This is a genomic window from Bacillus infantis, assembly GCF_020171945.1.
Classification (GTDB): Bacteria; Bacillota; Bacilli; order Bacillales; family Cytobacillaceae; genus Bacillus_AB; species Bacillus_AB infantis_A.
Genome location: NZ_JAIVAP010000024.1, coordinates 40,990 through 61,274 on the forward strand (window position 1 = coordinate 40,990; position 20,285 = coordinate 61,274).

Below are 20,285 nucleotides of genomic sequence, written 5' to 3' on the forward strand. Positions count from 1 at the left end.
AGGTACAAGAATGAACCGCCTAAAAGAGAAGTTTTCAAATGAAATTACACCTGCTCTAATGAGCAAGTTTAACTACGAATCAATCATGCAAGTACCAAAGCTTGAAAAAATCGTTATCAACATGGGTGTCGGTGATGCTGTTGCAAACGCAAAGTCACTTGACAATGCTGTTGAAGAGCTTGCGGTTATCAGCGGCCAAAAGCCTGTTGTAACCCGTGCTAAAAAATCAATCGCTGGGTTCCGTCTTCGTGAAGGCATGCCTATCGGTGCGAAAGTTACTCTGCGCGGAGAGCGCATGTACGAGTTTTTTGATAAATTAGTATCTGTATCTCTTCCACGTGTACGTGACTTCCGCGGGATCTCAAAGAAATCCTTTGACGGCCGCGGCAACTACACTCTTGGTGTGAAAGAACAGTTAATCTTCCCTGAGATTGATTACGATAAAGTAAGCAAAGTTCGTGGTATGGATATCGTTATCGTTACTACAGCTAACACAGATGAAGAAGCTCGTGAACTTTTAACTCAATTTGGAATGCCATTCCAAAAGTAATCGCTAAATAGAGGGAGGCGACAACGTGGCTAAAAAGTCAATGATTGCGAAACAAAAACGCACGCCTAAATATCCGGTACAAGAATACACTCGCTGCGAACGCTGCGGGCGTCCACATTCTGTATACCGTAAATTTAAGCTTTGCCGTATCTGTTTCCGTGAATTAGCATACAAAGGACAAATTCCTGGTGTGAAAAAAGCTAGCTGGTAAAACCCAAAGTCTGGGAAGGAGGTAAAAACAATGGTCATGACAGATCCAATTGCAGATTTGCTTACACGCATCCGTAATGCGAATATGGTACGTCACGAAAAATTAGAGGTTCCTGCTTCTAATATCAAGAAAGAAATCGCTGAAATCCTTAAGCGTGAAGGTTTCGTTCGTGATGTTGAGTTTATCGAAGACAATAAACAAGGCATCATCCGCATTTTCCTTAAATACGGTGCAAACAATGAGCGCGTAATCACTGGTCTTAAGCGCATCAGTAAGCCTGGTCTTCGTGTATATGCAAAATCAAACGAAGTTCCTCGCGTGTTAAACGGTCTAGGAATCGCATTAGTATCTACTTCTCAAGGAGTTCTTACAGATAAAGAAGCCCGCGCTAAGCAAGCTGGCGGAGAAGTATTAGCATACGTTTGGTAATAGAGTTTCTTAAGAATGGAGGTGCAATAAATGTCTCGCGTAGGTAAAAAACCAATTGAAATTCCAAGTGGAGTTACAATCACTGTAGATAATAACAATGTGACAGTTAAAGGCCCTAAAGGCGAATTGACTCGTTCATTCAGCCCTGATATGGCAATCAGCGTGGAAGAGAACATCATTAATGTTTCTCGTCCATCAGAAGCGAAGGAGCACCGCGCACTGCACGGAACTACTCGCGCCCTGATCGCAAACATGGTTGAAGGTGTTTCTAAAGGATTCGAAAGAGGCCTTGAGCTAATCGGTGTCGGTTACCGTGCTCAAAAGCAGGGGAAAAACCTGATCCTGAACGTTGGCTACTCTCACCCTGTTGAAATCGTTCCTGAAGAAGGAATCGAAATCGAAGTGCCTTCTAACACGAAGGTTATCGTAAAAGGCACAAGCAAAGAACGTGTTGGTGCACTTGCTGCTAACATTCGTGACGTTCGTCCTCCAGAGCCTTACAAAGGTAAAGGTATCCGCTACGAAGGCGAATATGTGCGTCGCAAAGAAGGTAAAACAGGTAAGTAATGCCGCATAGGCAAACGAAAGGAGTGACCTAAATGATTACGAAGGCTGATAAAAATCAAGTCCGCAAAAAAAGACATGCCCGCGTGCGTGCTAAACTTAGCGGTACTGAAGCTCGTCCTCGTTTAAACGTGTTCCGCTCTAACAAGCATATCTATGCTCAGCTGATCGATGATGTGAACAAAGTGACTGTTGCAAGTGCTTCAACACTTGATAAGGAAGTTGAACTTACTGCTACAGGAAACACAGATGCTGCTGTTAAGGTTGGAGAACTAGTTGCTAAGCGCGCTGTTGAAAAAGGAGTTAAAGCTGTCGTTTTTGACCGCGGAGGCTACCTGTATCACGGACGTGTTAAAGCATTAGCAGATGCTGCTCGTGAAAACGGCTTAGAATTTTAATAGAAGGAGGGACACATAAAGATGCTTCGTATTGACCCAAACAAACTTGAACTTGAAGAACGCGTAGTTACAATCAATCGTGTAGCGAAAGTTGTTAAAGGTGGACGTCGTTTCCGTTTTACTGCTCTTGTAGTAGTTGGCGATAAGAACGGACATGTAGGCTTTGGTACTGGTAAAGCCCAGGAAGTTCCGGACGCGATCCGCAAAGCAATTGAAGATGCTAAGAAAAACCTTATCGAAGTACCTATGGTTGGAACAACTATTCCACACCAAATCATCGGTCATTTCGGTGCTGGCGAAATCCTTTTGAAGCCTGCTTCTGAAGGTACTGGAGTTATCGCTGGTGGTCCGGTTCGTGCGGTTCTTGAATTGGCTGGTGTAGCTGATATCCTGTCTAAGTCATTAGGCACAAACACACCAATCAACATGGTTCGCGCAACTCTTGAAGGACTAAATAACTTAAAACGTGCTGAAGACGTAGCTAAGTTACGCGGTAAATCAGTAGAAGAACTGTTAGGATAAGGAGGGAAATCAAATGGCGAATAAACTAGAAGTTACCCTCACTCGCAGCGTGATTGGTCGTCCTCAAGACCAGCGCGAAACAGTTAAAGCTCTAGGATTACGTAAGATGAACCAAACAGTTGAGCACCAGGATAATGCTGCTATCCGCGGCATGATCAACAAGGTTGCTCACCTTGTAAAGGTCTCTGAGAAATAAGTTCGATTTTTTCAATAAGGAGGTGCCAAAATGAAACTTCATGAATTAAAACCTGCAGAGGGTTCTCGTCAAGAACGTAAGCGCAAAGGTCGCGGTATCGGTTCAGGCAATGGTAAAACTGCTGGTAAAGGTCATAAAGGTCAAAACGCACGTTCAGGCGGCGGTGTACGTCTTGGTTTCGAAGGTGGTCAAACACCTTTATTCCGACGCTTGCCAAAGCGCGGTTTCACAAACATCAACCGCAAAGAATATGCAGTTGTTAACCTTGATGCACTTAACCGTTTTGAAGACGGAACAGAAGTTACACCAGAACTTCTTATCGAAACAGGAGTCGTAAGCAACGAAAAAGCAGGAGTGAAAGTTCTTGCTAAAGGCAAAGTAGAGAAAAAGCTTACTGTTAAAGCTCATAAATTCTCCTCTGCTGCAAAGGAAGCTATTGAAGCTGCCGGCGGTCAAACAGAGGTGATCTAATGTTTCAGACAATCTCCAATTTTATGCGCGTGGGTGATATAAGACGAAAGATCCTATTCACCCTTTTAATGCTGATCGTATTCCGCATCGGTACATTCATTCCTGTACCGCATGTGAATGCTGATCTGTTAAAAGCACAGGATGACTTGAGCGTATTCGGTATCCTGAATACATTTGGCGGAGGAGCGCTACTTAACTTCTCTATCCTTGCAATGGGGATCATGCCGTATATCACGGCCTCGATCATCATTCAGCTTTTGCAGATGGACGTAGTCCCGAAGTTTACTGAATGGTCAAAGCAAGGGGAAGTGGGGCGCCGCAAATTGGCTCAATTTACCCGCTACTTTACAATCGTGCTTGGTTTCATCCAGGCGCTGGGTATGTCTTACGGCTTTAATAACATGGCCGGCGGCATGCTGATTGAAAACCCGGGCATCGGAACTTACCTTCTGATTGCAACTGTACTGACAGCAGGAACAGCCTTCTTAATGTGGCTTGGAGAGCAGATCACATCCAAAGGTGTCGGAAACGGCATTTCCATCATCATTTTTGCTGGTATCGTAGCGGCTATACCTTCAACGGTCAACCAGATCTACGCCCAGAAAATTGAAGATGCAGGTGAACAGCTTTTCCTTAGCATCGTTACAGTAGTACTTATCCTGGTTGCAGTCATTGCCATCATCGTTGGAACGATCTTCATCCAGCAGGCATTAAGGAAAATTCCGATCCAGTACGCTAAGCGTATGGCCACAGGAGGCAATCCTGCGGGCGGACAATCAACTCATTTGCCTTTAAAGGTGAATGCAGCCGGAGTTATTCCAGTCATCTTTGCTGTGTCGTTCATCGTAACGCCAAGAACGATTGCTTCTTTCTTTGAGCAGAACGATGTGACGATGTGGATCCAAAGAGTGTTTGACTATACCCACCCAATTGGTATGATCGTGTACAGTGCATTGATCATTGCCTTTACGTATTTCTATGCTTTTATCCAGGTGAATCCGGAGCAGGTTGCCGACAACTTGAAAAAGCAAGGCGGCTATATCCCGGGTATACGCCCAGGTAAAAACACTCAGGAATATCTGACTCGTGTCTTATATCGTTTGACATTTGTCGGTGCGCTTTTCTTGACTGCCATTGCGATCCTTCCGGTCTTCTTCATTAATTTCGCCGGACTGCCGCAATCAGCCCAGATTGGCGGAACAAGCCTTCTGATTGTTGTGGGTGTTGCACTCGAAACAATGAAGCAGCTTGAAGCCCAAATGGTTAAGCGTCATTATAAAGGTTTCATAAAATAATTCGGTTTTGGGAACTTTTAGTTCCCATTAACCTTATTAGAGACTGAGGGGGAAATCTTGTGAATTTAGTATTGATGGGGCTCCCAGGTGCCGGCAAAGGTACGCAAGCCGAGAAAATTGTCGAGAAATACGGCATCCCTCATATCTCAACAGGAGATATGTTTCGTGCAGCTATTAAAGAAGGCACGGAACTAGGTTTAGAAGCTAAATCTTTCATGGATAAAGGCGAGCTTGTCCCTGATCAGGTGACAATCGGCATTGTCCGCGAAAGGCTAAGCAAGGAAGATTGCAACAAAGGCTTTTTGCTTGATGGCTTCCCGCGAACGGTTGCCCAGGCTGATGCCCTTGAAGACATTCTTTCCGAATTGAAAAAAAAGATTGATTATGTCATCAACATTGACGTTGACCAAAGCATTTTAATGGAGCGCCTGACTGGCAGACGCATCTGCAAGAACTGCGGGGCAACATACCATTTGGTATTCAATCCTCCAGCAAAGGCAGACGAATGCGACCGGTGCGGCGGCGAACTTTATCAGCGCGCTGATGATAACGCCGAAACTGTTAAAAACCGTCTTGATGTCAACATTAAGCAGACAAAGCCTCTTCTTGATTTCTATGAAACAAAAGGGTATCTGCGCAATATTGATGGCCAGCAGGAAATTTCCAAGGTGTTCACTGATCTTGATGCGCTCCTCGGAGGCCTGCGTTAATGATCATCTGCAAAACACCGCGTGAAATTGAAATCATGCGTGAAGCCGGGCGTATTGTTGCCCTGACTCACCAGGAGCTGCAGAAGCATGTTGCACCGGGCATTACAACCGGAGAGCTGGATACAATTGCCGAGGCGTTTATACGTAAACATCATGCAATTCCATCTTTTAAAGGTTATAATGGTTTTCGTGGCAGCATCTGTGCATCTGTGAACAATGAACTTGTGCATGGGATTCCCGGGGATCGGGTGCTTAACGACGGCGACATTATCAGCATCGATATAGGTGCTGAATATAATGGCTACCATGGCGACTCCGCCTGGACCTACCCTGTAGGCATTGTTGACAAACAAGTCCAGCAGCTGCTGGATGTCACAGAGCAGTCATTGTATGAAGGGCTTAAAGAGTCAAAGCCGGATGTACGTTTATCGAACATCTCTCATGCGATTCAGACGTATGCGGAAGCAAACGGTTTTTCCATTGTGCGTGAGTATGTCGGCCACGGAATCGGGCAAGACTTACATGAGGAACCGCAAATCCCTCACTATGGTCCGCCTAATAAAGGGCCGGTGCTTAAGCCGGGGATGGTACTGTGCATCGAGCCTATGGTCAATGCCGGAAGCAGGTATGTAAGGACCTTGGCTGATGACTGGACAGTCGTTACAGTGGACGGCAGCATGTGTGCGCATTTTGAGCATACCATTGCCATTACTGAAACAGGCTATGAAATCCTCACTAAAGCTTGATGTTCAGGTGATTGCATTGGCTGATTCTGAGAATGTTCTGCAGCCCTGACAAGATCATTTGATCCCCGATCAAATTGTTTTGATTAAAATTGGGCGGGATGCTGGTGAATATGATATAATTATAAGGTTGATAGATGGACGGTTTGTCTCTATAGCCGATGGAGCCAGGCGAAAGTCCGGCAGCCCATTGCTGAAGAGTATCCGGCATCTGGAGCTGACTGATTATGTTTCTCCGGAAATCGAACGCAGCATAAATGAAACCGGCCGTGCAATGAAGGGAAAATTACGTTTTGCGTAAGCAGCGTATGAATAGGTGAGATTCTGAAAAGAAGAAGGGAGACATGTTCGATGGCGAAAGACGATGTAATCGAAATAGAAGGCACAGTTATTGAAACTTTGCCAAACGCTATGTTTAAGGTAGAATTGGAAAACGGTCATACTGTTTTGGCTCATGTTTCCGGCAAGATCCGCATGCACTTCATCCGCATCCTGCCAGGAGATAAAGTAACAGTTGAGCTTTCACCATATGACTTGACTCGCGGAAGAATCACTTACCGCTTCAAATAGACTGATTGCACTCCGTAATATCAAGGAGGTTAGGATAATGAAAGTAAGACCATCAGTTAAGCCGATCTGCGAAAAGTGCAAAGTTATCCGCAGACGTGGTAAAGTTATGGTTATCTGTGAAAACCCTAAGCATAAACAAAAACAAGGCTAATAACAAGGAGGTGCGCATAGAATGGCACGTATTGCTGGTGTAGATATTCCACGTGAAAAACGTGTAGTAATCTCATTGACTTACATTTATGGTATCGGTAAAAATACTGCTCAAAAGGTTTTGGCTGAAGCTGGTGTTTCTGAAGACACTCGCGTTCGCGACCTTACAGAAGATGAGCTTAACAAAATCCGTGAAGTAATCGACAGACTTAAAGTTGAAGGTGACCTTCGCCGTGAAGTTTCACTCAACATCAAGCGTCTTATGGAAATCGGTTCTTACCGCGGTCTTCGTCACCGCCGTGGCCTTCCTGTACGCGGACAGAACACTAAGAACAATGCCCGTACACGTAAAGGTCCTCGTAAGACTGTAGCTAACAAGAAGAAATAATCGGTAAAGGAGGTAATATACAATGGCTCGTAAAACTAATACACGCAAACGCCGTGTTAAAAAGAATATTGAAAGTGGTATCGCCCACATCCGTTCAACATTCAATAACACTATCGTAACAATCACAGACGTTCATGGTAACGCTCTTTCTTGGTCAAGTGCTGGAGCTCTTGGATTCAGAGGTTCTCGTAAATCTACTCCATTTGCTGCTCAAATGGCTGCTGAAACTGCAGCGAAGACATCTATGGAACATGGTATGAAAACTCTTGAAGTTACTGTTAAAGGACCTGGTGCAGGACGTGAAGCTGCCATTCGTGCCCTTCAGGCTGCTGGTCTAGAAGTAACGGCTATCAGAGATGTTACTCCGGTTCCTCATAACGGATGCCGCCCGCCAAAACGTCGCCGCGTATAATTTTTTCTGTATAGAATTTGTATCCTTGTCTATAATGGGTTATGATACAATTTTCCGTTATACAGAAACTTTATTCCAGTTGTTGTGCACAAACGGGAACGTATACATGGGGGAATTTCGGCAGGCAGAAGCTAGCCGGGGTTTCGACGTTTTGAAGGAGGGTATATTTTGATGATCGAAATAGAAAAACCAAAAATCGAAACGGTTGAGATCAGCGATGATGCCAAGTATGGAAAGTTCGTCGTAGAGCCGCTTGAGCGTGGGTATGGTACTACTTTGGGTAACTCCTTACGTCGTATCCTTTTATCCTCACTCCCTGGTGCCGCTGTCACATCTATTCAAATTGATGGGGTACTTCATGAGTTCTCAACAATTGAAGGCGTCGTAGAAGATGTAACATCTGTAATCTTAAATATTAAAAAACTGGCTCTTAAAATCTATTCTGATGATGAAAAGACGCTGGAAATTGATATTCAAGGTGAAGGTGCGGTTACTGCAGCTGACGTAACGCATGACAGTGATGTCGAGATCCTCAATCCGGATCTTCATATTGCTACCCTTGGGTCCAATGGGCACTTGCGCATGCGCTTGACTGCCAAAAGAGGACGCGGTTATACACCAGCTGATCAAAACAAGCGAGAAGATCAACCAATCGGTGTCATTCCTATCGATTCCATCTACACTCCAGTATCGCGTATTTCCTACCAGGTAGAAAATACACGCGTCGGGCAAATGACTAACTATGATAAGTTAACATTCGATGTATGGACTGATGGAAGCACTGGTCCACAAGATGCGGTTGCTCTTGGAGCGAAGATTTTAACTGAGCATTTAAATATCTTTGTCGGCCTTACTGACGAAGCGCAAAATGCTGAAATCATGGTTGAGAAAGAAGAGGACCAAAAGGAAAAAGTTCTTGAAATGACCATTGAAGAACTCGATCTTTCAGTCCGTTCATATAACTGCTTAAAGCGCGCAGGCATCAATACTGTTCAGGAATTGGCCAACAAGACCGAAGAGGATATGATGAAAGTCCGCAACCTTGGCAGAAAATCTCTTGAAGAGGTAAAACATAAATTAGAAGAGCTGGGATTAGGCTTACGCAAGGATGACTGATCTTAGGATCTATCACTCTTAGGCCTATCACCGACTGATCACTTCAACAAAGGAGGGAAACTTTCATGGGATACAGAAAGTTAGGACGCACTAGTGCTCAACGTAAAGCTATGCTACGTGACTTAGCTACAGACTTAATCATCAGTGAGCGCATCGAAACAACTGAAGCTCGTGCGAAAGAGCTGCGTTCAGTTGTTGAGAAAATGATCACTTTAGGCAAGCGCGGAGACCTGCATGCTCGCCGTCAAGCAGCTGCATTCATTCGCAATGAGGTAGCTAATGCTGAGACAAACCAAGATGCAGTACAAAAGTTATTCAGCGACATCGCAACTCGTTATGAAGAGCGCCAAGGTGGATACACTCGAATCATGAAGCTTGGGCCTCGTCGTGGAGACGGAGCACCAATGGTTATCATCGAGTTAGTATAATTGCTGCAGCAGACAACAAGGGCGCTGGACAGTTTATCATGAACTTGTTCTTTGCCCTTTTTCTGTAAAAGGCTTATCTTCCATTATCTTCATAAGCCTTATATTCAAGCCAAACACGAGCGTTACGATGAGCAAGATTCTGCTGTGCCTGAATGGGCCTCTCAGTGCAAGTTCCATACTGACGGATGCAGCATACGCATCCCGGACTTGTCTCGTCTAGCTCATGCACCTCTTCCGGACCTGTTTTATGCGCACAGAATGATAATTCTGCAGCCGGAATGAGGTGCAGGCTTTTTTATAAGTTCCAGTTTTTTTGGCAGAGAGCACAGATTAGAGAGGCAGCTAAAGCGATTATTGAGCTTTGATGCAATTAACGACACAAGCGCATATGTGCCGGCAGCCATCTGACTTCAGCTAATAATTCAATGTCTTCTGTAAATCAGGCTCGCCAAAAGGCGAGTTATTTTTATTTTCGGGAGATAAATTATGCAATGACCCATCCCTTTTAAAAGGCAGGCGCTGATGCTGTGAAGTCAGGGCTGTATATGCAGCTGCTAGAAGAGCAGAGAGGAGGATCCCTATGTCAAATCCACTTGTTCAATTAGAAAACATTTCTTTTCAATATGATGCCGGCAGCCAGTATGCCCTAAGAAACGTTTCCTTTAACATACATGAAGGAGAATGGCTTGCCATTGTCGGTCACAACGGATCAGGCAAGTCTACATTGGCCAAGCTGTTAAATGGTCTGCAGTATGCCCAGGAAGGCAGGATCCTGGTGAAGGGGACTGAACTGACAGAAGAGACCGTCTGGGAAGTCAGAAGGGCTGTAGGGATGGTCTTCCAGAATCCCGATAACCAGTTTGTCGGAACAACGGTGCAGGATGATGTGGCTTTTGGTTTAGAAAACAATGGTGTCCCGCAGGAAGATATGAAAGAAAGAGTGAGTTCCTCATTAGAGATGGTCAATATGGGCCAATTTCTAGATCAAGAGCCGCACCATCTTTCAGGCGGCCAGAAACAAAGGGTTGCCATTGCAGGGGTTATCGCCCTGCGGCCTTCGCTGATCATATTGGATGAAGCTACAAGCATGCTGGACCCCCGCGGAAGAGAAGAGGTCCTGAAGACGGTAAGAGAGTTAAAGAGCGAGCATCAGATGACGGTTATTTCCATCACGCATGATCTCGAAGAGGCGGCCAAGGCAGACCGGATCATCGTCATGAACCAGGGGCAATTATACAGGGAAGGCACACCCGAGGAGATCTTCCAGATGGATGAGGAGCTCGTAAAGCTCGGCCTGGACATCCCATTCCCAGTAAAGATGAGCAAGGCACTGCGTGAAAAAGGGCTGCCCATCCCGAAATTTTACTTAACAGAAGAAGAGTTGGTGGAAGAGCTATGGACATCTCACTCCAAAATGTAGAGCATAGATACCAGATAAACACTCCATTTGAGCGCCTGGCCATCCAGGATGTATCGATTGATATCCCAGCAGGCACCTATCTTGCCCTAATCGGCCATACCGGTTCAGGCAAATCTACTGTCCTTCAGCACTTGAATGCCCTTTTAAAGCCGACAAAAGGGAGTGTAAGAATAGGGGACAGGGTGCTCAATGCCGGGAAAAAGGAGAAAAACCTCAAGGCAGTCCGCCAAAAGGTAGGGATTGTCTTTCAATTCCCCGAGCATCAGCTTTTCGAAGAAACAGTCGAAAAGGATATCTGCTTCGGACCGATGAACTTTGGCGTCAGTGAAACTGAGGCTAAGGAAAGGGCAAGAAAGGCAATTATTCAGGTTGGCCTGACCGAGTCCATACTTGAGAAGTCTCCTTTCGATCTATCCGGCGGCCAAATGCGGAGAGTGGCCATTGCCGGGGTGCTTGCCATGAACCCGGATGTAATTGTTTTGGATGAACCAACAGCAGGTCTGGACCCGCGCGGGCGGAAAGAGATCATGGAGATGTTCTATTCGCTCCATAAGGAAAGGGGCCTTTCCACTATCCTGGTGACCCACAGCATGGAGGACGCTGCTGCCTACGCCGATCAGATTGTGATCATGCATAAAGGCGAGGTATACAGAAAAGGCATTCCGGTAGAAATTTTTGCGGATCCGGCGGGACTTCTTGAGCTCGGCCTGGATGTTCCGGAGGTTGTCAAATTTCAGCAGAAGTTCGAGAAGGCATTCGGAGTGAAGCTCGAAAGGACCTGCCTGACGATGGAGCAGCTGACAGAAGCGATCGCAGATGCTGTGAAGCGGGGTGACGCCAAATGATGGAGAAAATGATCTTTGGCCGCTATGTGCCGGCCGACTCAGTCCTTCACCGGATGGATCCCCGTGCCAAGCTTGCCATTATCTTTTTATTTGTATGTGTCGTCTTTTTGGCCAATAATGTCCTGACTTATGCCATCCTCACTGTCTATACGCTGATGATGGTCAGTTCATCCAAGGTGCCTGCCAGATTCATTTATATGGGGCTGCGGCCGGTGCTGTGGCTTGTGCTTTTCACCCTGCTGCTGCATGTATTCATGACAAAGGGCGGAGAGGTCATCCTCGATCTTGGCTGGCTGAAAATATATGAAGAAGGCCTGAAGCAGGGTCTGTTCATTTCTATGCGCTTTTTCCTGCTGATCATGATGACGTCGCTATTAACCCTGACGACGACCCCCATTGAAATTACAGATGGGCTGGAAAGCCTGCTGGGTCCTTTAAACAAGGTGAAGTTCCCTGTCCATGAGCTGGCTCTGATGATGTCGATTTCGCTTCGGTTCATCCCGACCCTTATGCAGGAAACAGATAAGATCATGAAGGCGCAGACTGCCAGGGGAGTCGATTTTTCAGGCGGGCCGATCAAGGACCGTGTAAAATCGATCATCCCGCTGCTGATCCCTTTATTCGTCAGCTCATTCAAACGCGCTGAGGAGCTTGCCACTGCAATGGAGGCAAGAGGCTACCGCGGAGGGGAAGGCAGAACGAAGTACCGGCAGCTGAACTGGAGCACAAGGGACACCCTTATGCTGGTCCTGCTCCTGGCCGTTGCGGCACTGCTTGCTGTATTCCGCACATAATGGGGTGAAAAAATGCAAAGATTCAAATGCAAGATTGCCTATGACGGCTCACAGTTCTCCGGCTACCAGGTGCAGCCGGGAAAGCGGACGGTGCAGCTGGAAGTGGAAAGGGCATTGGCCAAAATCCATAAAGGAAACCCGGTAAAGATTTTTGCCTCCGGCAGGACTGACGCCGGGGTGCATGCTAGAGGGCAGGTCATCCACTTTGACTCGCCGCTCGCCATTCCAGAGGACAGATGGGTGACAGCCCTGAATTCCCTCCTTCCGAAGGACATCGCCGTGGAGAGCGCTGAGAAGGCCGCTGAAGGCTTTCATGCCCGCTTTGATGCAAACGGGAAGGAATACCGCTATTTTATCTACAGAGGGAAAATACGCAGCCCGTTTGAGCGGCACTATGCCTATCACTACCCTCATCACATTGATATCGGAGCGATGAGGGAAGCGGCAGAGCATCTTCTCGGCACCCACGACTTCTCAAGCTTCTGCGCCTCCAAAACAGACGTAGAGGACAAAGTAAGGGAAATCAGGAAGGTTCGTGTCGAGGAAGCGGGGGAGATGCTGGAGCTTCATTTTACGGGCAGCGGTTTTCTGTATAATATGGTCCGCATCCTGACTGGCACACTCCTTGAGGCAGGCGCAGGAACAAGAGAGCCGGGGAGCATCCCGGAAATCATATCAGGCAGAGACAGGAGCCTGGCAGGCAAGACAGCTCCTGCCGAGGGATTATATCTGTGGAAGGTATTTTACTAAAGGGGAAAAAGGAAAAAATTATTTTTTTCAAAACAACTAAACCTGGCGTAACATTCCCTTGACATTGTACTATATAGGATATATCATAATATGGTATGTATTTTAACCCCACAAATAAGCCCCGGAACTTATCTGTGTGATAATATACGAAATCAAAGAACATGAATATGATTGATTATTTAGGAGGGAAATCCATGCGTACGTTTATGGCTAACGCAAACAATATCGAGCGTAAATGGTATGTTGTTGACGCTGAAGGCAAGACTCTAGGTCGCCTTGCAAGTGAAGTAGCAGCAGTCCTGCGCGGCAAAAATAAACCAACTTTCACACCGCACGTTGACACTGGTGACAATGTGATCATCATCAACGCTGAGAAAATCGAACTGACAGGTAAGAAGCTTACTGACAAGATCTATTACCGTCACACAATGCACCCAGGCGGTCTTAAAACAAGAACTGCTCTTGAGATGCGTACAAACTATCCTGTGAAAATGCTTGAGCTTGCTATCAAAGGCATGCTTCCAAAGAATTCACTTGGCCGTCAAATGTTCAAAAAGTTACACGTATATGCTGGCAGCGAACATCCGCACCAAGCACAACAACCTGAAGTTTACGAACTTCGTGGATAATTTTTAAAGGGAGGTTATTATCTTGGCACAAGTTCAATATATCGGTACTGGTCGTCGTAAAAGCTCCGTTGCCCGTGTTCGTTTAGTTCCTGGCGATGGCAAAATCATCATCAATGGTCGTGAGATCGAAAGCTACATCCCATTCGCAGCTTTGCGTGAAGTAGTTAAGCAGCCGCTTGTTGCTACTGAAACACTAAACAGCTACGATATCCTAGTAAACGTTAATGGCGGTGGATACACTGGCCAAGCTGGCGCAATCCGTCACGGCATCGCTCGTGCATTGCTTCAAGCTGATCCGGAATTCCGTCCAACATTAAAGCGCGCTGGACTATTGACTCGTGACGCACGTATGAAAGAGCGTAAGAAATACGGTCTTAAAGGTGCTCGTCGTGCTCCTCAGTTCTCAAAGCGTTAATCTTTACTCTATCAAAGGCTCCCAGGCTTATGTCTGGGGGTCTTTTTTGCTGTCTGTGCAAAGAGTCATCCATAGCTTTTGAAAAATGATTGGCCTTCATCCGCGCTATTCTCTGTCAAAATTGCCAGTGCTTTCTTGAATGACACCCATTGGGCGGATGAAGACTATCTTTAAGGGGTGAAGAAAGCTGTGAGTGTGATTACAACCTTTACAGATAAACAGCGTGAAAAGCAGATCAAATATGAAAAAACGGTCCTGAAGGACATTTCGATAAAATCTCTGAAGGAAAGCGTCAAACAGCATTTTGGAAGTATAAGGTTCACGTCGGGGCTCCTGCTGAATACTGGGGTGGAGGAGGCCTGTTATGATGTCGCAATCGAAGCCTACCTCCTTGGCGCCCATTTCAGCCGGTTCGGCTATTATGGAGAAGGCGTCGAACAGGTTCTCGAAAGATGCAGGAGCGAGGAAAAGCATTTTGTTGATACGCTCTACAACTTCCTCCTATACTGGGGGAGCGGAGAAGAAGCGGCCGCGAACGAGTCGCTGGCTGGCACCTGTGAGCATTATGTGCGCCACTGGTGGATGGAAGGATTTCAAAAAGGCCAGCGGCGGCATAAGCTGAGGCTCCATTGATCTCTCTAAAGATGTTCTAACCCCCTCCCTTGTCCCATATATATGAATGAGGACAAGCGGAGGGATGGGTTAGGACGATGAAGCGAAAACTGCAGATGGCTGCTTTTGCAGCCGGCCTTATAATCCTATTTTTAATCTTTCGATACGATTTTCTTGAAAATAACTCCTGGAAGTCATGGAATTTGCCGCTCACAGGCGAAATCATTCTCCTGGATCCAGGACATGGCGGACCGGACGGCGGAGCCGGGGACTCAAATGCTTTAGAAAAGGATATCGCATTGAACGTCTCCTTAAAGGTCAGGGACTATCTGCAAGAGCAGGGAGCGCTTGTCATTATGACAAGAGAAGATGACCGTGACCTGGCTCCGGAGGGTACAAAAGGATACAGCAGGAGGAAAGTGGAGGATCTGAAGCAGCGGCTTAAAATGATTAATGAATCCGAGGCAGACTTTTTCCTGAGCATCCACCTGAATTCCATTCCATCTGCCCGCTGGAGCGGTGCACAGACCTTCTATGCCCCGCAGATTAAGGAGAATGCTGCAGCAGCCAAGTTCATTCAGGATGAGCTGCGCAGAAACCTGGAAAACACAGAAAGAAGAGCCAAGCCGATCAGCCATGTGTATATCCTGAAATACGCCAAAAAGCCGGGCGCCCTGGTCGAAATCGGCTTCCTCTCCAACCCGGGAGAAAAAGCAAGGCTGAAAACAGATGACTACCAGGAAAAAGTGGCAGCATCCATCTATAACGGAGTCTTGCGCTACTTTACGAATGAAGAAGAGCTGGTAGAGCCAGAATAAAGGGGCATCCTTCGGGATGCTCTTTTTTTATGGAGAGAATGAGACTGCGGAGGGTGTCTTTACTTTAGCAGGCTGGCCAGGAGAGTCATGGGAGTTGTTGGTCATGTATCGATAGGGGATTGCATGACAGGCTTGTGTCGGGCTTGGTCTAAGAAGGTGGCTAATTGATGCAAGAGAAGCGCGAGGGGAGCAGGCTCATGTATAGAAAGGCGGCTAATCGATGCAAGAGAGGGGGGGTGAGAGCTGTCTCATGTATAGAAAGGTGGCTAATCGATGCAAGAGAGGGATGATGAGAGCTGTCTCATGTATAGAAAGGCGGCTAATCGATGCAAGAGAGGAATTATGAGAGCAGGCTCATGAATAGAATGGGTCTCAACGATGCATGAAGGGTGGTTAGCATTTTTTCATATATTGGATGTACAAGGCAGGCTGCGTTCTATAGAAAGTTTTCCCTACAGTTCCGGCTCTTTGCCCCTCGAGTCATAAGCGAAAAAAGGATCCGAGGCAAAGGGCAGCCTCAGCTCCTTTCCCGTCTTATGCTTGTCGGAACAGAACAGTCGCCTCCGCTTTTCGTATTGTCCAGTTCCGGCTCCTTGCCCCTCGAGTCATAAGCCAAGAAAGAATCTGAGGCAAAGGGCAGCCTCAGCTCCTTTCTTGGCTTATGCTTGTCGGGTCAGAACAGTCGCCTCCACATTTCGGATTGTCCAGCTCCGGCTCCTTGTTCCTCGAGTCATAAGCCAGAAAAGAATCAAAGGCAAAGGGCGGCCTTTGCTTCTTTCCCGTCTTATGCTTGTCGGAACAGAACAGTCGCCTCCGCTTTTCGGGCTATGTTATACTATACTAAGTTTAAAACGACTTAAAGGGCAGGTGCATATAGATGTTGACAGAGCAAAGAGTGAGAGAGCTTTTGAGCGATGTGAAGGAACCGTTCATACATAAAACACTTGGTGAGCTGAACGCGATCCAGGAAATTAGTATGAAGCCAGAGAAGAATCATGTAAGTGTGAAGATTGCTGTTGCGAAAACGGGAACGGCGGAACAGCTTCAGCTGCAGACGCAGATTGTGGATTTGCTTAAGAAGAATGGCGCAGACTCTGTGGGCCTTCGCTTCAGCGAGCTGCCTGCGGAGGAATTGGCCAAGCACCGTTCTCCGGAGAAAGAGGATAAAGGGCTTTTATCAGAAGACAGCAAGACGAAATTTATTGCAATCGCCAGCGGTAAAGGCGGCGTCGGAAAGTCCACTGTGTCAGTCAACCTTGCTGTATCATTGGCGCGCCTCGGGAAAAAGGTCGGACTGGTCGATGCGGATATTTATGGGTTCAGTGTTCCTGATATGATGGGCATTACAAAGCGCCCGGTTGTCAGGGAAGGGCGGATCATCCCGGTTGAACGCTTTGGAGTGAAAGTCATATCCATGGGCTTTTTTGTTGAAGATAATGCACCAATCATCTGGAGGGGCCCGATGCTTGGCAAAATGCTGAACAGCTTCTTCAATGAAGTGGATTGGGGAGAGCTGGATTATTTGCTGCTTGACCTTCCTCCTGGAACTGGGGATGTGGCACTGGATCTTCATACGATGCTTCCTTCCTGCAAAGAAATCATCGTCACGACTCCGCATCCAACAGCAGCTTTTGTTGCTGCGCGAGCGGGTGCAATGGCGCTGAGAACCGAGCATGAAATAGTGGGCGTAATCGAAAACATGGCCTTCTTCGAAAGTAAGCTGACGGGCGAGAAAGAATATGTCTTTGGCCACGGCGGCGGGGAAAAGCTTGCTGATGAGCTAAGAACAAATGTTTTAGGCCAGCTGCCTTTAGCACAGCCGGACTGGGATGATGTAGACTTTGCGCCATCCATCTATGATAAAGATCACAGGCTTGGTAAGATTTATACAGATATCGCGGAAAAAGTCATTCAATCAGTATAAAAAAATGCCTCAGGCGAACCTTCGCCTGAGGCATTTTTCGATGAGGGAAAAGGATCAGGAGCCGCCGCCGCTGTCCCCGCCTTCTCCGCCCCCTCCTCCGCTTTCACCGGAGCCGCCGCCTTCGCTTTCTTTGCCGCCGCTCTTCACTTCTTCGGTCGCCTTGATGATCATATCCTGTATCTTGGCTTTGTATATAGGGCTTTCAAAGGTCTCGGTCATCACCTTTTGAAGGTGCTCCCTGTATTCATTGCTTTTTAAAATGGTTGTGACTTCTTTCTCTAATTCAGGATCTTTCAGGACTTCCACCATCATTTTTCGATATTCGGGATCCTTCATCAGATCTTTTAAGAGCTTTTCATTTTCTTTTTCCATACTTTTTGCCATGCTCTCCGCAAATTTAGGATCCTCAAAAGATTTTTTCCAGAATTCAGTCCCTTTATCAGATGTTAAAGTTTTCTCAATCGTATCAGAAACCACTGCCTGGTCCATTACAAGCTGCTGTTTTAGCTTTTCGTCTCCCATCAATTCCTGAAGCGCCTTCTTGCCATCGTCGGTCTTTAATATATCGACAATCATTTTCTTTGTCTGGTCATAATCCATTTGGCCGCTGCCTGATTCGGCAGCCTGGCCGCAGCCCGAAACGGCAAGGAGGAGAAAGAGTGGGAGGAGCCGGAATATTTTGTGCATGATTGAAAGCTCCTTTCAGGATTGTCCCTAACCTTAGAATGGTGATTTGGGGCAAATATTATTCGTTTGGTGAGTAATACCTAGATTTTTCATACTTTGGTTGGTACAATCATATAGGTGAATGACTATCGCTATGGAGGCTTAATATATAATGACCAGCCGTAATTGGGTAAGGTTGTTTTTGTCCACACTGCTTTTGGGTGCAATTGCAACCGGTATCACAGGATTTATTGTCAGATGGGAAGAATATCAGCCATTATTTGCTGATTTTGAAGTTTTGGAAATCATCTCGGTATTATTTTGGCTAGCAGGAGTGGGCTTGATTTTCAGCATCTTGAGCCAAATGGGCTTTTTTGCATACTTAACCGTCCACCGGTTTGGATTAGGAATTTTCAGGTCTTTATGGAATGGGGTACAGGTTGTTCTTATATTATTCGCCTTATTCGACCTTGTATACTTAAGATACAGCAACTTTGCCGAAACCGGAGAAAGCTATGGACCTTATATCGCCTTGGCGCTAATCGTATTGGCAGCGGGGCTGGCGGCAGCATTCCTAAAGGCAAGGCAGACAAACAAAGGGGCATTCATCCCTGCGCTTTTCTTCATGGTAGTGGTAACCAGTGTAGAGTGGACACCTGCACTAAGGGTTAATGAAGAAAGCTGGGTATATCTCATGCTTTTCCCTCTGCTTATCTGCAATGCCTATCAGCTTTTGATCCTGCATAGGCTGAATGAGAGCTCAATGAAAAAGAGGGAAGCCATCAAGGCTGCAAAATAAGCCGGACATACAAAAAGGCGGGCCGCTGACTTCAGGGCCTGCCTTTTTTGCTGCGTTATTTTATCTCATTCGATTTCGTGCTTGCGTTCGCCATCATTTCCGATACCGATACCAGTTTTAGGCCTTTGTCTTTATAATTGCCTATAATGGCAGGGAGAGCTTTGGCCGTTTGTTTGGCCGAATCGGAGGCGTGCAGGAGAATGATATCTCCTTTCCCGGCCTTGGCAGCATTTTCTGCAATCCTCTCAACACCCGGATTGGTCCAATCTTTTGAGTCAATGCTCCAGTGTACAACGGTATAGCCCATTTTTTCTGCCACATTCAGTGTTTTTTGATCAAAATGGCCTGTTGGTGCCCTTACCAGCTTAATATCCTTTACATTAAGCTTCTTGAAAGCTTCCTGCCCTTTGGCAAGGTCCTGGCGGATTTTGCTTTCCTCCAGATCTGTATAATCTTTATAATCATAGCCCAGCATTCCAATCTCATACCCTTCCTTAACAATACGGGCAACCAGCTCCGGATGCCTCTCCGCCCAAGAGCCCGATAAAAAGAAGGTTGCAGCCTTGACGTTATGCTTCTTCAGAACATCAAGGATGGGTTCGGCTTTTTCATCACCCCAGCCAATATTGAATGTCAGGGCAGCATCCTTTTCTCCTTTATAAATCGCCTTCGGTCCATCATTTGCTGAGAAAACTGGCACGTGAATAATATTCTCCATATACAAAAACCAGGCAGTAAAGAAGGAGGCAATAATGATAAGCAGCCCCTGTTTAATGGCCTTTCCGTTTACCACATAAAAAAAGTTCATCCAATCACCTCGTCCACAAAGAATCCTTGTCTTATTTTTATGAACACAAAAAGCAAATATGACTCAAAAATTTTTCCTCCGATTTTTGATTTATTTTCTGTTCGTTTCATAAAAAACAGGGTAATGGAAAATACTACAAGGACCTTACAAGACAAGGAGCGATAAAATGCTTGGAATGCTGATTAATGAAAGAGAATTGAAAGAGATGGAATACCTGATTAAAAGAGAGATGGATGAAATACTCTTTGATCTGAAAGATGAACGGATTGACCATATTGTAAAAAGAGCAATGGGAGAAAGGTATAAGATTTTGTTTTCCCTGTTTAAGCGGATTGCCTCAGAAAATGAATGCATTAAATATATGCCTGCTCCGCAGCTGAAGGAACTTTAATTTTTTTTTGGATATATTGTTGACTTCTTAATATTATCTTGGTATATTAATAAGCGTCGCTGATGACGCAAAACAAACTTAATAAAAGTTGTTGACAAGTTATCTGCGGTGTGTTAAATTAATAAAGTCGCTCCTGAGCGGCAGAGATTGTTCTTTGAAAACTGAACGAACAAAAACGTCAACGTTAATCTTATTTTTATCAGAGCTAAATCTTACTCTTATATGGAGAGTTTGATCCTGGCTCAGGACGAACGCTGGCGG

31 protein-coding genes are annotated in these 20,285 nt (G+C 46.1%); 29 read left to right on the forward strand and 2 right to left on the reverse strand.

Going from position 1 to position 20,285, the window contains the following annotated elements:
- Nucleotides 1-10 precede the first annotated feature (10 nt).
- From rplE to LCM00_RS22045, 27 genes are all read left to right on the forward strand, one after another.
- Nucleotides 11-550, forward strand: coding sequence for a 50S ribosomal protein L5 (rplE, locus tag LCM00_RS21915; protein ID WP_009791317.1), 540 nt, complete (start codon nucleotides 11-13; stop codon nucleotides 548-550).
- 25 nt (nucleotides 551-575) lie between these two features.
- A complete protein-coding gene (locus LCM00_RS21920; protein ID WP_009791316.1) occupies nucleotides 576-761 on the forward strand; it encodes a type Z 30S ribosomal protein S14 in 186 nt (61 codons plus the stop codon).
- Nucleotides 762-791: 30 nt separating this feature from the next.
- Nucleotides 792-1,190, forward strand: coding sequence for a 30S ribosomal protein S8 (gene rpsH / locus LCM00_RS21925; protein ID WP_148977006.1), 399 nt, complete (start codon nucleotides 792-794; stop codon nucleotides 1,188-1,190).
- 30 nt (nucleotides 1,191-1,220) lie between these two features.
- Nucleotides 1,221-1,757, forward strand: coding sequence for a 50S ribosomal protein L6 (rplF, locus tag LCM00_RS21930; protein WP_009791314.1), 537 nt, complete (start codon nucleotides 1,221-1,223; stop codon nucleotides 1,755-1,757).
- Between the two features lie 32 nt (nucleotides 1,758-1,789).
- Complete coding sequence (gene rplR / locus LCM00_RS21935) at nucleotides 1,790-2,152, forward strand: 50S ribosomal protein L18 (RefSeq protein WP_009791313.1); 363 nt, start codon at nucleotides 1,790-1,792, stop codon at nucleotides 2,150-2,152.
- Nucleotides 2,153-2,173: 21 nt separating this feature from the next.
- On the forward strand, nucleotides 2,174-2,674 hold the full coding sequence (gene rpsE, locus LCM00_RS21940) for a 30S ribosomal protein S5 (RefSeq protein ID WP_009791312.1): 501 nt from the start codon (nucleotides 2,174-2,176) through the stop codon (nucleotides 2,672-2,674).
- Nucleotides 2,675-2,687: 13 nt separating this feature from the next.
- The gene (rpmD, locus tag LCM00_RS21945; RefSeq protein ID WP_009791311.1) at nucleotides 2,688-2,870 is read left to right on the forward strand and encodes a 50S ribosomal protein L30; all 183 of its coding nucleotides are present in this window, start codon (nucleotides 2,688-2,690) and stop codon (nucleotides 2,868-2,870) included.
- A gap of 30 nt (nucleotides 2,871-2,900) precedes the next feature.
- A complete protein-coding gene (rplO, locus tag LCM00_RS21950) occupies nucleotides 2,901-3,341 on the forward strand; it encodes a 50S ribosomal protein L15 (RefSeq protein ID WP_022543220.1) in 441 nt (146 codons plus the stop codon).
- Nucleotides 3,341-4,636 (forward strand): preprotein translocase subunit SecY, encoded by a 1,296-nt coding sequence (gene secY / locus LCM00_RS21955; RefSeq protein WP_224906023.1) that lies wholly within the window; start codon nucleotides 3,341-3,343, stop codon nucleotides 4,634-4,636. Before rplO ends, secY begins: the two co-directional genes overlap by 1 nt.
- Before the next feature lie 59 nt (nucleotides 4,637-4,695).
- A complete protein-coding gene (locus LCM00_RS21960) occupies nucleotides 4,696-5,346 on the forward strand; it encodes an adenylate kinase (RefSeq protein ID WP_224906025.1) in 651 nt (216 codons plus the stop codon).
- Nucleotides 5,346-6,092, forward strand: a complete 747-nt coding sequence (gene map / locus LCM00_RS21965) for a type I methionyl aminopeptidase (RefSeq protein ID WP_224906027.1) — start codon at nucleotides 5,346-5,348, stop codon at nucleotides 6,090-6,092. The genes LCM00_RS21960 and map overlap by 1 nt, the downstream gene beginning before the upstream one ends.
- A 127-nt stretch (nucleotides 6,093-6,219) precedes the next feature.
- Nucleotides 6,220-6,390, forward strand: coding sequence for a hypothetical protein (locus LCM00_RS21970; RefSeq protein ID WP_318247645.1), 171 nt, complete (start codon nucleotides 6,220-6,222; stop codon nucleotides 6,388-6,390).
- Nucleotides 6,391-6,440: 50 nt separating this feature from the next.
- Nucleotides 6,441-6,659, forward strand: a complete 219-nt coding sequence (gene infA / locus LCM00_RS21975; protein ID WP_009791305.1) for a translation initiation factor IF-1 — start codon at nucleotides 6,441-6,443, stop codon at nucleotides 6,657-6,659.
- 37 nt (nucleotides 6,660-6,696) lie between these two features.
- Nucleotides 6,697-6,810 (forward strand): 50S ribosomal protein L36, encoded by a 114-nt coding sequence (gene rpmJ / locus LCM00_RS21980; RefSeq protein WP_000868344.1) that lies wholly within the window; start codon nucleotides 6,697-6,699, stop codon nucleotides 6,808-6,810.
- Between the two features lie 21 nt (nucleotides 6,811-6,831).
- Nucleotides 6,832-7,197 carry a 30S ribosomal protein S13 gene (rpsM, locus tag LCM00_RS21985; protein ID WP_009791304.1) on the forward strand — a complete coding sequence of 122 codons (366 nt, stop codon included), beginning with the start codon at nucleotides 6,832-6,834 and terminating at the stop codon, nucleotides 7,195-7,197.
- Nucleotides 7,198-7,219: 22 nt separating this feature from the next.
- Nucleotides 7,220-7,609 carry a 30S ribosomal protein S11 gene (rpsK, locus tag LCM00_RS21990; RefSeq protein WP_009791303.1) on the forward strand — a complete coding sequence of 130 codons (390 nt, stop codon included), beginning with the start codon at nucleotides 7,220-7,222 and terminating at the stop codon, nucleotides 7,607-7,609.
- Nucleotides 7,610-7,780: 171 nt separating this feature from the next.
- On the forward strand, nucleotides 7,781-8,725 hold the full coding sequence (locus LCM00_RS21995; RefSeq protein WP_009791301.1) for a DNA-directed RNA polymerase subunit alpha: 945 nt from the start codon (nucleotides 7,781-7,783) through the stop codon (nucleotides 8,723-8,725).
- Between the two features lie 65 nt (nucleotides 8,726-8,790).
- Nucleotides 8,791-9,153: a 50S ribosomal protein L17 gene (gene rplQ / locus LCM00_RS22000; protein ID WP_009791300.1), complete on the forward strand. Its 363-nt coding sequence runs from the start codon at nucleotides 8,791-8,793 to the stop codon at nucleotides 9,151-9,153.
- Nucleotides 9,154-9,733: 580 nt separating this feature from the next.
- Nucleotides 9,734-10,573, forward strand: coding sequence for an energy-coupling factor ABC transporter ATP-binding protein (locus tag LCM00_RS22005; protein WP_224906029.1), 840 nt, complete (start codon nucleotides 9,734-9,736; stop codon nucleotides 10,571-10,573).
- On the forward strand, nucleotides 10,549-11,418 hold the full coding sequence (locus tag LCM00_RS22010; protein ID WP_224906031.1) for an energy-coupling factor ABC transporter ATP-binding protein: 870 nt from the start codon (nucleotides 10,549-10,551) through the stop codon (nucleotides 11,416-11,418). The genes LCM00_RS22005 and LCM00_RS22010 overlap by 25 nt, the downstream gene beginning before the upstream one ends.
- The gene (locus tag LCM00_RS22015) at nucleotides 11,415-12,212 is read left to right on the forward strand and encodes an energy-coupling factor transporter transmembrane component T family protein (RefSeq protein WP_224906032.1); all 798 of its coding nucleotides are present in this window, start codon (nucleotides 11,415-11,417) and stop codon (nucleotides 12,210-12,212) included. The genes LCM00_RS22010 and LCM00_RS22015 overlap by 4 nt, the downstream gene beginning before the upstream one ends.
- A gap of 12 nt (nucleotides 12,213-12,224) precedes the next feature.
- Nucleotides 12,225-12,962 (forward strand): tRNA pseudouridine(38-40) synthase TruA, encoded by a 738-nt coding sequence (gene truA / locus LCM00_RS22020; protein WP_224906034.1) that lies wholly within the window; start codon nucleotides 12,225-12,227, stop codon nucleotides 12,960-12,962.
- Nucleotides 12,963-13,156: 194 nt separating this feature from the next.
- Nucleotides 13,157-13,591: a 50S ribosomal protein L13 gene (gene rplM, locus LCM00_RS22025; RefSeq protein ID WP_009791293.1), complete on the forward strand. Its 435-nt coding sequence runs from the start codon at nucleotides 13,157-13,159 to the stop codon at nucleotides 13,589-13,591.
- 22 nt (nucleotides 13,592-13,613) lie between these two features.
- Nucleotides 13,614-14,006 carry a 30S ribosomal protein S9 gene (gene rpsI / locus LCM00_RS22030; RefSeq protein WP_009791292.1) on the forward strand — a complete coding sequence of 131 codons (393 nt, stop codon included), beginning with the start codon at nucleotides 13,614-13,616 and terminating at the stop codon, nucleotides 14,004-14,006.
- A gap of 189 nt (nucleotides 14,007-14,195) precedes the next feature.
- Complete coding sequence (locus LCM00_RS22035; RefSeq protein WP_224906050.1) at nucleotides 14,196-14,639, forward strand: YbaK family protein; 444 nt, start codon at nucleotides 14,196-14,198, stop codon at nucleotides 14,637-14,639.
- 77 nt (nucleotides 14,640-14,716) lie between these two features.
- The gene (cwlD, locus tag LCM00_RS22040) at nucleotides 14,717-15,436 is read left to right on the forward strand and encodes an N-acetylmuramoyl-L-alanine amidase CwlD (protein WP_224906036.1); all 720 of its coding nucleotides are present in this window, start codon (nucleotides 14,717-14,719) and stop codon (nucleotides 15,434-15,436) included.
- An 877-nt stretch (nucleotides 15,437-16,313) separates the two neighbouring features.
- Nucleotides 16,314-17,360, forward strand: a complete 1,047-nt coding sequence (locus LCM00_RS22045) for a P-loop NTPase (protein WP_224906038.1) — start codon at nucleotides 16,314-16,316, stop codon at nucleotides 17,358-17,360.
- Nucleotides 17,361-17,414: 54 nt separating this feature from the next.
- Here LCM00_RS22045 and gerD read toward each other — a convergent pair whose 3' ends face one another.
- Nucleotides 17,415-18,047 carry a spore germination lipoprotein GerD gene (gerD, locus tag LCM00_RS22050; protein ID WP_224906040.1) on the reverse strand — a complete coding sequence of 211 codons (633 nt, stop codon included), beginning with the start codon at nucleotides 18,045-18,047 and terminating at the stop codon, nucleotides 17,415-17,417.
- Between the two features lie 151 nt (nucleotides 18,048-18,198).
- Between gerD and LCM00_RS22055 the strand changes: the two genes are divergently transcribed.
- On the forward strand, nucleotides 18,199-18,825 hold the full coding sequence (locus LCM00_RS22055; RefSeq protein ID WP_224906042.1) for a KinB-signaling pathway activation protein: 627 nt from the start codon (nucleotides 18,199-18,201) through the stop codon (nucleotides 18,823-18,825).
- 55 nt (nucleotides 18,826-18,880) lie between these two features.
- Here LCM00_RS22055 and pdaB read toward each other — a convergent pair whose 3' ends face one another.
- Nucleotides 18,881-19,633, reverse strand: coding sequence for a polysaccharide deacetylase family sporulation protein PdaB (pdaB, locus tag LCM00_RS22060; protein WP_224906044.1), 753 nt, complete (start codon nucleotides 19,631-19,633; stop codon nucleotides 18,881-18,883).
- Between the two features lie 166 nt (nucleotides 19,634-19,799).
- Between pdaB and LCM00_RS22065 the strand changes: the two genes are divergently transcribed.
- Complete coding sequence (locus tag LCM00_RS22065) at nucleotides 19,800-20,024, forward strand: hypothetical protein (protein WP_224906046.1); 225 nt, start codon at nucleotides 19,800-19,802, stop codon at nucleotides 20,022-20,024.
- The last annotated feature ends 261 nt before the right edge of the window (nucleotides 20,025-20,285 follow it).